At 71.5% G+C, this 13,815-nt stretch carries 10 protein-coding genes, 2 tRNA genes and 1 riboswitch; of the genes, 1 reads left to right on the top strand and 11 read right to left on the bottom strand.

Annotated features, from left to right (window positions below):
• Window position 1: 1 nt before the first annotated feature.
• From ACIQZN_RS33345 to ACIQZN_RS33330, 4 genes are all read right to left on the bottom strand, one after another.
• Window positions 2-946: an aldo/keto reductase gene (locus ACIQZN_RS33345; RefSeq protein ID WP_404002116.1), complete on the bottom strand. Its 945-nt coding sequence runs from the start codon at window positions 944-946 to the stop codon at window positions 2-4.
• Window positions 947-1,155: 209 nt separating this feature from the next.
• The gene (locus ACIQZN_RS33340) at window positions 1,156-2,325 is read right to left on the bottom strand and encodes a M23 family metallopeptidase (protein ID WP_404002113.1); all 1,170 of its coding nucleotides are present in this window, start codon (window positions 2,323-2,325) and stop codon (window positions 1,156-1,158) included.
• An 11-nt stretch (window positions 2,326-2,336) separates the two neighbouring features.
• Window positions 2,337-2,490, bottom strand: a riboswitch (cyclic di-AMP (ydaO/yuaA leader).
• Between the two features lie 209 nt (window positions 2,491-2,699).
• Window positions 2,700-3,863 (bottom strand): PP2C family protein-serine/threonine phosphatase, encoded by a 1,164-nt coding sequence (locus ACIQZN_RS33335; RefSeq protein ID WP_404002111.1) that lies wholly within the window; start codon window positions 3,861-3,863, stop codon window positions 2,700-2,702.
• Window positions 3,864-4,032: 169 nt separating this feature from the next.
• Window positions 4,033-4,106 (bottom strand) — tRNA-Met (locus tag ACIQZN_RS33330).
• Window positions 4,107-4,274: 168 nt separating this feature from the next.
• On the opposite strand from ACIQZN_RS33330, the gene ACIQZN_RS33325 reads away from it, so the two are divergent.
• Entirely contained in the window at window positions 4,275-4,679 is a 405-nt protein-coding gene (locus tag ACIQZN_RS33325) for an SHOCT domain-containing protein (RefSeq protein WP_404002151.1), read from the top strand.
• A gap of 71 nt (window positions 4,680-4,750) precedes the next feature.
• Here the strand turns inward: ACIQZN_RS33325 and ACIQZN_RS33320 are convergent.
• The 7 genes from ACIQZN_RS33320 to ACIQZN_RS33290 all read right to left on the bottom strand — a co-directional run bounded on the left by ACIQZN_RS33320 (window position 4,751) and on the right by ACIQZN_RS33290 (window position 13,774).
• Window positions 4,751-4,824, bottom strand: a tRNA-Lys gene (locus ACIQZN_RS33320).
• Window positions 4,825-4,928: 104 nt separating this feature from the next.
• The gene (locus ACIQZN_RS33315; protein WP_404002148.1) at window positions 4,929-7,058 is read right to left on the bottom strand and encodes an FG-GAP-like repeat-containing protein; all 2,130 of its coding nucleotides are present in this window, start codon (window positions 7,056-7,058) and stop codon (window positions 4,929-4,931) included.
• A gap of 47 nt (window positions 7,059-7,105) precedes the next feature.
• Window positions 7,106-8,968, bottom strand: a complete 1,863-nt coding sequence (locus ACIQZN_RS33310) for an FG-GAP-like repeat-containing protein (protein WP_404002108.1) — start codon at window positions 8,966-8,968, stop codon at window positions 7,106-7,108.
• Window positions 8,931-9,575 (bottom strand): hypothetical protein, encoded by a 645-nt coding sequence (locus ACIQZN_RS33305; protein WP_404002106.1) that lies wholly within the window; start codon window positions 9,573-9,575, stop codon window positions 8,931-8,933. The genes ACIQZN_RS33310 and ACIQZN_RS33305 overlap by 38 nt, the downstream gene beginning before the upstream one ends.
• A 792-nt stretch (window positions 9,576-10,367) precedes the next feature.
• Window positions 10,368-12,458 (bottom strand): DEAD/DEAH box helicase, encoded by a 2,091-nt coding sequence (locus ACIQZN_RS33300; RefSeq protein ID WP_404002103.1) that lies wholly within the window; start codon window positions 12,456-12,458, stop codon window positions 10,368-10,370.
• A 241-nt stretch (window positions 12,459-12,699) separates the two neighbouring features.
• Window positions 12,700-13,287 (bottom strand): hypothetical protein, encoded by a 588-nt coding sequence (locus tag ACIQZN_RS33295; protein WP_404002100.1) that lies wholly within the window; start codon window positions 13,285-13,287, stop codon window positions 12,700-12,702.
• A 136-nt stretch (window positions 13,288-13,423) separates the two neighbouring features.
• Window positions 13,424-13,774 carry a metallopeptidase family protein gene (locus tag ACIQZN_RS33290; RefSeq protein WP_018101725.1) on the bottom strand — a complete coding sequence of 117 codons (351 nt, stop codon included), beginning with the start codon at window positions 13,772-13,774 and terminating at the stop codon, window positions 13,424-13,426.
• Window positions 13,775-13,815 lie beyond the last annotated feature (41 nt).

The following is a 13,815-nucleotide window of genomic DNA, read 5'->3' as shown; positions in this document are numbered from 1 at the left end:
CCTACGCCGAAGCCGCCGTCAGCGTCGACAGCTCCTCGTCCGTCAACTGGAGCCCGGCCACCGCCAGCAGGGCGGGCAGCTGGTCGACCGTGCGGGCGGAGGCGATCGGCGCGGCGACCGTCGGGCGGGCGGCGAGCCAGGCCAGGGCCACCGTCGCGATCTCGGCGTCCCGGTCCCGCGCCACCGTGTCGAGCGCGGCGAGCACCCGCTGTCCGCGCTCCGACTCCAGGTGACCGGCCGCGCTTCCGGCGCGGGCGCTGTCCACGGTCGTCCCCGGGCGGTACTTGCCGGTGAGGAAGCCGGAGGCCAGCGCGTAATACGGGACGGCCGCGAGACCGGCGTCGGCGGCGGTGTCCTGGAGCTCGCCCTCGTAGGTGTACCGGGAGACGAGGTTGTAGTGCGGCTGGAGCGCCACATAGCGGGCCAGGCCCTCGCGTTCGGAGAAGTCCAGCGAGGCGCGCAGCCGCGCGGCGCTGATGTTGGAGGCGGCGATCTCGCGGACCTTGCCCTCCTTCACCAGCTCGTCGAGGGCGGTGATGATCTCCTCGACCGGGACGGTCTCGTCGTCGAAGTGCGTGTAGTACAGGTCGATGTGGTCCGTGCCGAGCCGGCGCAGCGACTCCTCGGCGGCCGACTTGATGGTGGGCGCCGAGAGGCCCTTGTAGCCGGGGAGGGCACCGACCTTGGTGGCCACCACGACATCGGACCGGTTGCCGCGCGAGGCGAGCCACTTGCCGATGACGGTCTCGGACTCGCCGCCCTCATTGCCGGGAACCCAGTGCGAGTAGGCGTCGGCGGTGTCCACGAAGTTGCCGCCGGCCGCCGCGTACGCGTCGAGAACGGCGAAGGACTGGTCCTCGTCCGCGGTCCAGCCGAAGACGTTTCCACCGAGGCAGAGCGGGAAGACCTGGAGGCCGGACGGGCCGAGATTGCGCAGTGAAGTCATGAGTGGAACAACGGCTTCCGGCCCGCTCGCTATTCCGGCCCACTCGCCATTCCGTGCCGTCTACATCCGGCGGCCCGCGGCCACGCGAACCGGCAGCCCTGACGTCGGGGGGGGTATGCGTCAGGGCTGCCGGGGTTCGGAAGGCCGCGTGCGGGAAGGGCGGCCGGGCGTATGCGGGGAAGGGCCGGGGCGCCGGAAGAGAGGAGACCTCAGACGGTCAGACCGCGGGCGCGCAGCCAGGCCATCGGGTCGATGCCGGTGCCGTCCGGGGTGTGGACCTCCAGGTGGAGGTGCGGGCCGGTCACGTTGCCGGTCGCGCCGACGCGGCCGATGGTGTCGCCGGTGGTGACCTTCTGGCCGACCGTGACGCCGATCGAGGACTGGTGGCAGAACCACAGCTCGGTGCCGTCCTCCAGCTCCAGCACCGTGCGGTAGCCGTAGGCGCCGGACCAGCCGGCCGACTTGATGGTGCCGGTGTGGATGGCCTTGATCGGGGTGCCGGTCGGGGCCGCGAAGTCGAGGCCCGTGTGGTAGCCGGAGGACCACATCGAACCGGCCTCGCCGAACGTCGAGGTGATCGTGTACGAGGAGGTGGGGATGGCGTAGCTGGCGGCGAGCTTGGCCAGGCGCAGGGCCTCGGCCTTCTTCTTCGCCTCCTCCTCCGCCTTCTTCTTCTCGGCGGCGGCCTTGGCCTCGGCCTCGTCCTGCTGCTTCTTCGCCTCGGCGGCCGCCTTCTCGGCAGCGGCCTTCTCCTCGGCCGCCTTCGCCTCGGCGTCGGCGGCACCCTGCTGCTGCTCGGCCTGCTGGAGGATGCGGGCGCGCAACGCCTCGCCGGCGTCCGTGGTGCCCTGCTCGGCCTCGGTGGTGGTGATGCCGGCGGTGGTCAGCGGGGCGGCGGCGGTGGCGGTCGCGGGGGTTTCGGCCTCGCTCTCGCCGGAGAACAACGCGCCTACGCCGGGAAGGGACTTGGCGTCGGGGAGATTGTCCGCGATGGAATCGGGAAGAGAGATGGAGACCGGCGGTTTGCTCTGCGCGGTGGCCATGCCGCCCGCGCCGACGGCCGCGATGACACCGACGCCGAGGACGGTGGAGCTACGGGCCAGACCATTGCGCTGCTTGGCGACACGGTGCTTGCCGCGGACGGGGCGGACGGACTCCTCGGTGGGGTTCCATTCCTCCCAGGTCCGCTCGGAGTCGGCGTCGTCGGCGCGGAAGCCGCTGCCGAAACCGGCGCCGGTGGCGAAGCCGTTGCCCTGATCGGTCACGTAGTCACCGCCCTGTTCCGGGATGTAGGCGGTGCCGGGGCCGGACGCGAAGTCGGCGCCGTACTCGGGCACGAACCGGGAAGGCGATTCGGGGGCAGGCTTGTTGGACGCCACGCGGGCGCGCTCCTTTCCTTCCTTCTCGCCTACCGGGTTAGCTGACGGGTTCGGAGCAGGAAGGTCTCCTACGGGTTCCTTCGCCTCTTGTGAAGACGACGATGCCCGATTCACCCCATGTAGGTGGTTCCCCGGTTCCCTTGCGGAATTCGGCGCACGCGCGCGGCGCCGTCCTGACGACGGCTGGGACAACCGCGCTGCGTTATCGAACGTTAATAGACAGACGGCTCCGATTCCAAGCTGTTCCCACTGATCGTTCACGTGCTCGGCCTGGACTTACGGGGCACAACAGGGTGGAATCGGGCGAGTTGATCGGCGTTCAGCCACTACGCGTTTTCTGACGTTGCGTCAACTGTTATGCGGAGCGGCGCCCCTCAGTCACTGAGCGTGGTACCCCGCTTGACGATCTTCACCGTCCTGCGCCGGTCGGGCTGCCCCTTCGCCGGCCTGGCCACCGCGAGCAGCGCCATGTCGTCGGTCGACTCGCCCCCCGTATGCAGCCGTACGTCGTCGGTCAGCGCGGACAGCAGCTCCTCCGGGCCGGGGAAGAGCCGCCCGCCCAGCCGCTCCGCGGGGTCGTAGAAGACACCGTCGGCGTCCCGGGCCTCCGACAGGCCGTCCGTGTAGAACAGCAGCGTCCCGCCGGCCGGCAGCTCCCACTCGTCCGAGCGGTCCGGCCGCACCCCCAGGTCCATGCCCAGCGGAAGCGCGGGCTCCGAGGGCGTCAGTGCCTCCACCGCCCCGTCCCCGTGCAGCAGCAGCGGATCCGGATGGCCGCGGTTCACGATCCGTACGTGCTCCGCGCCCGGCGGGATCTCCGCGAGCACGGCGGTCACGAACCCCTCGAACGCGTCCAGATTGCTCCGCCGTACCGACTCACGCGCCAGCGCGCGCTCCAGCCGCTGCGCCACGCCCTCCAGCGACTTCTCCTGCTCGGCCGCCTCCCGGAACGCCCCGATCACCACCGCCACCGCGCCGACCGCCTCCAGCCCCTTCCCGCGCACATCGCCCAACACCAGCCGTACGCCGTACGGAGTGTCAGCGGCCGCGAAGAGGTCGCCCCCGACGAACTCGTCCGCCTGCGCCGCCTCGTACCGCGCGGCCACCTGGAGTCCGCCGATCCGCTCGGGCGGGGCGGGCAGCACGGCCCGCATGGCCGTCTCGGCGATGATCCGGGCGGATGCCAGCTGATCGTTCCCGCGCCGCACGACCCGGTTGATCACCCCGGCCTGGAAGGCGACCGTCAGCACGGTGAGCATCTCGATGAACGGGACCGCGCCCGGTAGGTCCCCGGTGTAGAGCCGCATCGCGGCGATCGCGACGACCCCGGCGAGCCCGATCCGGAGGGTGGCGCCGAGACCGAAGAACGGCGCGGCGATCAGCGGGGCGGCCGCGAATATCGGGACTGCGGTGAAGGCGGGCGGGGTGAAGTAGTCGAAGGCCACCCCCACGACGATCATCGCGGCGGGCAGCACCCGGACGAAGCGGCGGCTGCCCGCGCCGTCACGCCCTCGCCACCGTCGCGTCCACTTCCCCACCTGCGGTCTCCTGCCCGGTGCCGCCGCGGCCGGTACCGCGCACCCTCCCCCAGCCTCGCCGCTGCCCGGCCGGCGGGCGACTCCTCGGCCGCCGATGGGGCGAGGGGGCGGGGCGCCGACAATGCATCGGGCCCGGCACGCTGCTTGCGTGCCGGGCCCGATGTTTCAGTAGCGGGGACAGGATTTGAACCTGCGACCTCTGGGTTATGAGCCCAGCGAGCTACCGAGCTGCTCCACCCCGCGTCGGTGAACCCAACTCTACGTCATGTTCGGGGCCCTCATGACCACGGCCCGGCCGCCTCGGCCCGCGCACCCCTCCACCCCTCGGCCCACACCAACGGGCAATGGGGTGAATGCGGTGATATGACTGTTTTCAGATTCAGCAACCCGACGCGGATCCGGGAGTGGACGATGGACGACTATCCCCTGCTCAACCTGTTCTGGACGATGCTCTGGTTCTTCCTCTGGATCATGTGGCTCTTCCTCCTCTTCCGGGTCATCATGGACATCTTCCGCAGCCATGACCTGAGCGGCTGGGGCAAGGCCGGCTGGCTGATCCTGGCGCTGGTACTGCCCTATGTGGGCGTGCTGATCTACGTGATCGCGCGCGGCAAGTCCATGGGCAAGCGCGACGTCCAGGAGGCGAAGGAACGCGACGCAGCCTTCAAGGCGTACATCAGGGACGCGGCGGGTACGGAGGGCGGCGGCCACAAGGGCGGCCATGTCGAGGACCTGTCGAAGCTCGCCGACCTCAAGGACAAGGGCGCGATCACCGAGGAGGAGTACCAGCGGGCGAAGTCGAAGCTCCTGGTCTGACGCACCGGGCGCCGCACACCCCGGCACACGAAAGAGCCCCGGGCAGCGCACGCGCTGCCCGGGGCCACGAGTAGGCCGTGTGGGACTCGAACCCACAACCAACGGATTAAAAGTCCGCTGCTCTGACCAATTGAGCTAACGGCCCTCGGCAGATCACCCCCGAGCATAGCCCGCCCCGGCCGCGCAGCCGATCGGGTATCGGCGGCGCGGCCCCGTCACCTCGGTGGGGGCGGGCTCACGGGCTCAGGCTCAGAAGATGCCCTTGTACGTCTGCCAGCCGGTGGCGATCTGCGTACGGGCTCCGAATGAGCCCTTGCCGTTGCCGTTGTTCCGGAACAGCTTGCCCGCCGAGTCGCGTACGACGATGTCGTTCCGGCCGTCGCCGTTCAGGTCGCCGACGCCGACCATGGTGTTGTACGAGCGGCCCCAGTCGGTGAACACCTTCACGCGCGCGGCGAAGCGGCCGTTGCCCAGGCCGTTGTAGCGCCACAGGCCGCCGTTGCGGTCGTGGCCGAGCAGGTCGGGGATGCCGTCGCCGGTGATGTCGCCGACGCCGGTGATCTGCGCGTACGTGCGCCAGTCGGTGTTGATCCTCGTCTTCGGGAGGAACTTCCCGGCGGCCGTGCCCGCGTAGAAGTAGATGTCGCCGGTGGACGTCTGACGGGCCACGAGGTCGGCCCGCCCGTCGCCGTTCAGGTCGCCGGGCGACGTCAGTACGTCGTACTGCTGCCAGCCGCCGCCGATCACGGTGTGCTTGCCGGTCGGCTTGTAGCCGGAGGTCCCGCAGCTGCCCTCGTACCGGCGCAGTTCGCCGCCGGGCATCCGGACGAACAGCTCGGAGCAGCGGTCGCTGCCGGTGTCCGCGAAGGGCACGGCGAGGGTGCCGGCCGGCCAGCCGGTGCCGGACTTCTTGCCGCTGAAGACGCCGGACGTCTGCCCGAACTGGATGGTCACGTCGCCGTAGGAGTTGAGGGTGACGAGGTCGCCGATGCTGCGGCCGCCCTGGTCGTGGAAGCCCTGCGCGCCACCGCTCACCTCGATGGTCCCGGTGGTGGTGTACTTCCCCGCACCGTCCTCGGGCGTCGCCGTCAGGGTCCAGGTGTGCTGGCCGTTGCCCGTGTGCTTGCCCGCGTCCGTCAGGCCGTCCCAGTTGACGTCCGCCTCGGTCCCGTCACCGCCCTTGAGGGTGCGCACCGTGCGGCCCGTCCAGTCCTTGACGGTGTACGTCCAGGTGACGGGCTTGTTGAACTGCCAGGTGCTGTTCCACGCCTCGAGCCCGTTCACACCCTTGAAGTCCATGTACGGGTCGCCGACATGGGAGGCGATCTTCGCGAGGGGCTGCGCGGGCACCCCGCTGGGCACGATGTGGAGCGTCTGCGCGGCGTCGAGATACGCGATGTCGCCGCCGAACTTGTCCACCGCCCAGGTCAGCCGCCGCTGGTCGGCGGTCTTCCCCGCGGGGAGCGCCGCAATCACGCGCGGGGCGGCCGCCTTGCCCGTGTGGAAGTCGGTGAGCAGCAGCTCGCCGGCGCTCCGGTCGTGCCGGACGAGGTAGCCGTCGCCCACGAGGGCGGGCCCGGACGGCACGGTGATCGACTTCTTCGCCGTACGGTCGTACACGCCCGCCGCACCGGTCGTCCCGCAGTTCCAGTAGACCCAGCGGCCGACCGCGCGCACCTCCTTGATCACGCAGGGGGCGCCGGTGGCCGCCGTCTCCACGACCTTCTTCGTCTCCAGGTCGGTCGCGGTGAGCGCCCCGGTGGCGGTGGTCGCCGCCCACAGCGCGGTGCCCCAGACGGAGGCCGCACCCGGGGTGCGGACGATGTCGTCGGCGGTGTTGGTGTAGCTCGGGTACATCCCCGCCCGCTGCTTGGCGGGGGAGCCACCGTTGACGACGTAGGCACGCCCGGTCATGTCCACGATCCGCGCGGTGCCCACGGGGTAGCTGACGTCACCACCGTGGAACGAGCTTCCGGGCGCCCAGAACTGCACCTGCTCGGTACCGGCGTCGTCGCCGTCGACGAACACCACGCCGACGTCACCGTGGCCCGAAGCGACCAGCTCGACGCAACCGCCGTTGTCACACGGCACGGTCCTGACGTACGCGCCGTTGGCGTACGTCCCGGCGAAGACACGGCTCTCGCGTGCCCCCACGGTCGTGGCGTCGGCGGACACCCGGCGCTCGTACACCCTGCGGTCGCCGGCGGCGCTCAGCTCCGTCGTCACCAGCCGTCCGCCCGCGAAGTCGAGGCCGTACACCCCGGTCGTCGCCACGGTGGCCGGGGAGGGGTCGGCGGCGCTCGCCGGCACGGCGGCCGTGGCGAGGACGGTCGCCCCGGCCACGGCGCCCACGAGCGCGACGCGCCCGCGTATGAACACGGTCAAGAGAAGTTCCTTTCCGGGAAGCCCGGAGGTCGAGTGAGTGATCAGAAGAGGTTCTTGTACGTCTGCCAGCTGCCGCCGACCTTGGTACGCGCCGCCAGCGCGCCCTTGCCGTCACCGCGATAGCTCCACAGCACGCCGGCCGTGTCGCGGGCCAGCAGATCCGCGCGGCCGTCGCCGTTCAGGTCGCCGGAGCCGACCATCGTGTCGTACATGGTCCAGCCGTACCCGATCTTGGTACGGGTCCCGAGTGTGCCGTTGACGGTGGCGGGGTAGCGCCACACGTCGCCCGAGCGGTCGCGGGCCACCAGGTCGCCCTTGCCGTCGCCGTCCAGGTCGCCCATGCCGGCCAGGAGGTACCCCTGCCAGCCGTAGCCGATCGTCACCCGGGGCTCGAAGAGGCCGTTGCCCTTGCTCTTGTAGAAGTACAGGTCGCCGGAGGGCGTCCGGCCGAGCAGATCGGCGCGCCCGTCGCCCGACATGTCGCCGGGCGAGGTCAGGGCGTCGAACATGTTCCAGCCGGTGCCAATCTTCGTGTACGGCGTGGTGGGCTTGAGCGCGGCCCCGCAGCCCGGCTTGTACGCGCGCAGCTCGCCCGCCTCCGTACGGACCAGCACGTCGTTGCACCGGTCGCCGCTGATGTCCTCGAACGGCACGGCGGCGGTGACGGTGTCGCCGCCCGTCCAGCCGGTGCCCGACACCTTGTCCTCGACCCGCCCGGCCCCGGTCCCGGTACCGGCCCGCCAGTCGGCCTTCCCTGCCGAGGTGAACGCGAGCAGATCCCCGTACCCGTCGTTGCCGACGAAGTCCCGGGGCACGGCGGCCCCGCCGGTCAGCTTGACCGTGCCCGAGGCGGACAGCGCCGCGCCCTCGCCGTCGGCGGGCTTCGCGGTCAGCGTCCAGCTGTACGCGCCGTTGGCCGCGAACCGGCCACCCGCGTCCTTGCCGTCCCACCCGGCCTTCACCAGGCCCCGCGCCTCGCCACCGGCCAGCGTGCGGACCGTGGCCCCCGTCGCGGCGTTTTTCAGCGTCAACTGCCAGGACGACGCGGGCTTCGACAGCCACCAGCGGGGTGACCAGGGAGCGCTCGCGACGTTCGCCGATGCCGCGACGGCGACGTCGCGGACGGACAGTGCGGAGGCCGTCACACCGGACGGGACCACGTGCACCCTGCCGTCCGTGTCGGCGAAGGCGAGCGGACCGCCGAACCGGTCAACGGTCCATCCCTCGCCCTGCGCGGGATTGGCCGGCCGGCCGACGACGTGGGTGCCCGTCGTGCCCCGCACATCGGTGACGGAGAGGACCCCGTCCTTCTCCCATCCGACGTAGCCGTCACCGAGCATCGCGTCCCCGTGGGCGGGGAGGCGGACCGACTTCTTCGTGACGGTGCCGTAGACGCCGGAGGTGCCGGTCGCGCACTCCCAGTAGAGGTCGGTGCCGTTGGCGCGAAGATCCGTGAGGTCGCAGTCGCCGACGTCGACGCTGTTGACGTTCTCTCCGGTGCGTACGTCGAGCGCCTGGACGACGCCCTGCGAGGCGCCCTCCACCCACAGCGTGGATCCGTCGATCGCGAACGCCGGCATATACGCGTTCTGGGCGGGGCCCGTGTAGACCGGCTTCCCGGTGTCCAGGTCGATGACCTGCAGGCGCGGGCGGGAGTCCTCCGAAGACGGTCCGGGAATCCTTGCCACGGTGTAGCGGCCGGAAGCCTGCATCGTGTCGTGCGGCTGCTGGTACGTGGACTGGTCGTTGACCTTCCGGGCCGGCAGGGACGCCGACTCGTCGAGGACGCTCAGCCCCTCGCCGTTGATGCCCTGGTACGCCAGCCGGCCGTCACCTGTGGACTGGACCTCCTCGCACCAGTCCCAGTCACAGCCCGCGTACTGGTTGAACAGCCCCCGGTCCACGCGCGGACCGGCCGTCGGACCGCCGCTCGTCGAGACGTCGGTTCCGGCGCAGCCGCGCCTGGCCGAACGGGATCCTGTCGACGGTGTGCAGGCGCCCCTGAGCCATGCTCATGCCTTCGACGACGGTGGCGATCGCGGCGACGTCGGCCACCTTCGCCGTGGTGACCCTGCCTTCCGCGCCCGCCCGCAGCGCGTACACGGAACTGGCCGCGTCCTGACTCCCGCTCGCCCTGCCCAGCAGCATCGTTCCGTCGGGCTCGACCACCGGGATCGCCGCGGCACGGTCGAGGACCACGCGCTCCGGGCCGCCGGTCACCGGGACCGCGAGGACGGTGTGGTCGGTCGCGGTGTCCCCGCCGGTCGCCGACGGCCGGGTGTACAGGACCTCGTCGCCGACCACGCCGAGCAGTTTCTCGCCACCCGCATCTGTGAGGGTGATCTCGTGGGCGGGCTTCGAGAGGTCCGTCAGGTCCCACACGCGGTAGGTGTCCGTGTCGCCGAACCGCTGGACCACCCGCTGTCCTCCGGGCGTCACCCAGCTGTCGAGGAGGGCCGTCGGGTGCAGTCCCGACCCGTCCAGCCGGTACACGACCCGTCGGCTGTTCACAGTCGCCTCGACGAACACGCCGTCCGCGCTGCCGTGCTCCTGGACGTACAGCGACCTGGCCCCGTCCGGCCACCGGGGTCTCCACCACCTGGCCGTTCTCCCAGGACAGCTGCCGCAGTCCCGGCTTGCCCTCGGTGGTGGCGGTCGTGACGACCGTGCCGCCGTAGGTGCCGGCGTAGCGCCACCCCGAGGGGATCGGCAGGGACCACTCCTGCCCGCTCCGCATGTCCCGCTGGACGGGCGACGCCAAACCGGTGAAGGTCACGACGTCCGTGCCTGCCACCGTGGCCACCCGCTGCTTGTCCGGCACCGGGACGGCTCGCGTGGACCCGTCGGCGTACGAGGTCCAGTTGTAGCCCTCTCCTGCCTGCCCCCACAGATACCCGGTCGCCCCGGCGCCCACCAGGCGGGCCGCGTTGGGGTTCTGGTTCTGCTCCGCGGGGATGACGATCCCGGCGGGCGGCGAAGCCCCGGCGCCGGCGGAGGGAGGCACGAACGCCGCCCCGATCCCCAGCGCCGCGATCATCGCGACAGCACTTCTCACGGCCGTACGGCGTCTCAAGACGAGCCCCTCCTGGGTGCTTCAAGAGCATGAGGAGGACGCGGCAGCATGTGCCGCGGTCTGTGCGAAGTGTGAAAGCCCCCCGGCCCCAACCCCTCATGCGAGTGCGCTGACTTTAACAGCAGCCTCACAGGCACCGGAAGACGATTTCGAACCCGTTCAACGCAGCAGGGCCCGCACACCACCGAAGTGGTGTGCGGGCCCTGCTCAGCAGTCAGGCGTCCCGACGATCAGCCGTTGCGCTTCCAGCGCGGCTTGTCGTCGCGGCGACCGAAGGAGCCGGTGTTGGTGCCGGTCGAACGGTGGTCGTCGCGGCGGCCGTTCGGGCGGTCGCCGCCGGAGCGGAAGCCACCGGACGGGCGGTCGTCACGACGGTCGCGGTTGAACGGACGGTCGCCGCCGCCGGAGCGGAAGCCGCCCGAAGGACGGTCGTCGCGGTTGAACGACGGACGGTCGTCGCGGCGCTCGAAGGAGCGGCCACCACGGTCGTCCCGGCGGTCGCCACCGGAGCGGAAGCCGCCCGAAGGACGGTCGTCACGACGGTCGCGGTTGAACGACGGACGGTCGTCGCGGCGCTCGAAGGAACGGCCACCACGGTCGTCCCGGCGGTCGCCACCGGAGCGGAAGCCGCCCGAAGGACGGTCGTCACGACGGTCGTTGCTGCTGCGGAACGAGGGGCGGTCGCTGTTGCCCCGGTAGCCGCTCTGGCCGGCGGGACGGCCGGAGCGCTCGCCGACGCGGTCGTCGCGGCGGTCGTTGCCCCGGTAGCCGCCACCGCGGTTGTCACGGCGCTCATAGTTGCCCCGCTCGTCGCGGCGGTCCTCGCGCACGGCCGGCTGCTCCGGCACGGAGGCGGCGGCAGCCGCGAGGGCGGCCTCGGCCTCGGCGGTGACCTCGGCCACGGCGGCCTCGGGGTCGTCCCCGCGCTCACGGGCGGCACGCGCCACCAGGCGGTCGGCCTCCTCGCGGAGCTCGACGGCGCGGCGCTGCGCGCGCTCCAGCTGCTTGGTCAGCTCGGCGGCCTCGCGCTCGGCCTGCTTCGCGGCGTTGTTCGCGGAGTCGGCCTGGACCTCGGTGAGCGAACGGGCACCGGTGATCTCGGCGACCTCCGGCTCGAAGACGCCCGCGCCCTGCACGATGTGGCGGGAGGCGTCGACGCCCGCGTCCTCCATCAGGCGGAAGATCTGGCGGCGCTGGTGCGGCAGGGCCAGCGAGACGACCACACCGGACTTGCCGGCACGGGCGGTACGCCCCGAGCGGTGCAGGTAGTCCTTGTGGTCACCGGCCGGGTCCACGTTCAGGACCAGGTCGATGCCGTCGACGTGGATGCCGCGCGCGGCGACGTCGGTCGCGACGAGCGCGTTGACGTAACCCTTCTTGAAGTCCTCCAGGACCCGGGTGCGCGCGCCCTGCGTCATGCCGCCGTGCAGCGCGTCCGCCTTGACGCCCGCGTCGACGAGCTGCTCGGCGATGCGGTCGGCGCCCAGCTGGGTGCGGACGAAGATGATCGTGCGGCCCTTGCGGGCGGCGATCGCGGAGGTGACCGGCGCCTTGTCCTTCGGCTTCACGACGAGGACGTGGTGCGACATGGTCGAGACGTTGCCCTGGGCGGAGTCGACCTCGTGGGTGACCGGGTTGCTCAGGTAGCGCTTGACCAGCGTGCCGATCTCGTTCTCCATGGTGGCGGAGAAGAGCATGCGCTGGCCGCCGCCGGGGATCTGGTCCAGCAGCTCGGTGACCTCGGGCAGGAAGCCCAGGTCGGACATCTGGTCGGCCTCGTCGAGGACGGCGACCTGGACGTTCTCCAGCGAGCACGCGCCGCGGTTGATGATGTCGCGCAGTCGGCCCGGGGTGGCGACGAGGATGTCGACGCCGCGCTCCAGGGCGTAGATCTGGTTGCCCATCGACGTACCGCCGCAGACGACCTTCATCTTCAGGCCGAGCACGTCGCCGTACGGCTGAAGCGCGTCCGCGACCTGCATCGCGAGCTCACGGGTCGGGGTGAGGATGATCGCGCGGGGCTTCTTCTTCTCGGTGCGGCCGTCCGCCAGGGCGGAGAGGGTCGGCAGACCGAAGGAGAGGGTCTTGCCGGAGCCGGTACGGCCGCGGCCCAGGATGTCCTTGCCGGCCAGGGCGTCCGGGATGGTCGCCGCCTGGATCGGGAAGGGCGTGGTCACACCGTTCTGCGCGAGCTTGCGGACGATGCCCTCGGGCAGGCCCAGGTCGGCGAAGGTGACGGTCGGCTCAGCGGCCTCGGCGGCTTCGGCCACGACGGCCTCGGCGACAGCGGTGAGCTCGTCGTTCTCGACGTTCTCGGGCATGACGGTGTGGTCAGAACTGGAAATTGACATGCGAAATGCGAAACCTTCCGGAGTCTCGGCACGCGCCCATAACTCCGTGATTTCGCAATGTCGACCGCCTCAATGCGGTCCAGCCACGGCAAGGGAGAGTACGCGCCACACGGCGCTCTTCTGTGTCGGCGCCGGGCAATGGGATCAAACGATCTACCACCATACGCACTCTCACCCCCATCGCGCAACCCGCCTCCTCCCGCCCCTCCCCTCAGGCCGGTCCCACCTGCGGTGATGCCTCCGGCGTACGCAGCTCCGCCACCTCGTCCGGCCACCCCAGGGCGTCGGTACGGAACTGAGCCGCCGGAGACGCCGAGGGCGCCGGAGGTGCGGGCTCCGAGGGCTCCGGCTCGGGCTCCTGCGGGTCCGGCGGCGCGGGCGTGTCCGCCGGGTCCTGCGGACCGGGTTCGGGGTCGGGGCCGGCCGGCGCCGAGGGTTCCGGCGGCGCGGACTCGGCCGGACCCGCCGGTACGGGGGGACGGGCTGCCCGGCCCCGGCCCTCGCCCTTCTCCGCCCCGCCCCCGGACCCCTCGGCGGCCGGCGCGCTCCCGGAGGGCGACGCGGAAGCGCTCGGCCCGGCGCCCCGGCGCTCGGACTGCGCACCGGCGCCGCCGAACCGGGAGCGGCCGGTCCCCGTCACCGTGGAGCCGTTCGGCTCGGCCGAGGCGCCCTTCGGCTCGGCGGACCGCGAGGGCGCCGGTTCCGCCCCGTCGGAGCCGACGCTCATACAGCCGGTGGACGTGGCGAGCGTGACAGCGGTGACCGCTGCCCAGCGGACGGGGACGGAGAACTGGCGCACGGGGGCACCTCCGGGGGCGCGAGGAAGGACGGGGCCTGACATGAACGAGCCGAGTGCGTTGTGCCCAACTCCCTTGACCCCGCCCGGGACACGCCCGCCGGGCCGACTCCTTCACCACCGGCGCCCCGCACCCGGCTCACCCGTAACCGAGCGCGTGCAGCCTCTCGTCATCGATGCCGAAGTGGTGGGCGATCTCATGGACGACGGTGATCTCCGTCTCGGCCACCACGTCCTCGCGCGTCTCGCACATCCGCAGCGTCGGACCCCGGTAGATCGTGATCCGGTCCGGCAGCACGCCCGCGTACCACTCACCCCGCTCGGTCAGCGGCGTGCCCTCGTACAGGCCGAGCAGTTCCGGGTCGTCGGACTCCGGCTCGTCCTCGACGAAGACCGCGACGTTGTCCATCAGCCGGGTCAACTCCGGCGGAATCCGGTCCAGTGCCTCGGCGACCAGTTCCTCGAACGCTTCCCGCGTCATCTCCAGCACCCGGCCATTGTCCCGTACGGCCACCCCGACCGCCCAGGTCC

Source organism: Streptomyces sp. NPDC097595 (assembly GCF_044761525.1).
GTDB lineage: Bacteria > Actinomycetota > Actinomycetes > Streptomycetales > Streptomycetaceae > Streptomyces > Streptomyces drozdowiczii_A.
Note: the sequence above shows the minus strand (reverse complement) of the source record. Positions and strands in the feature narration are given on the sequence as shown.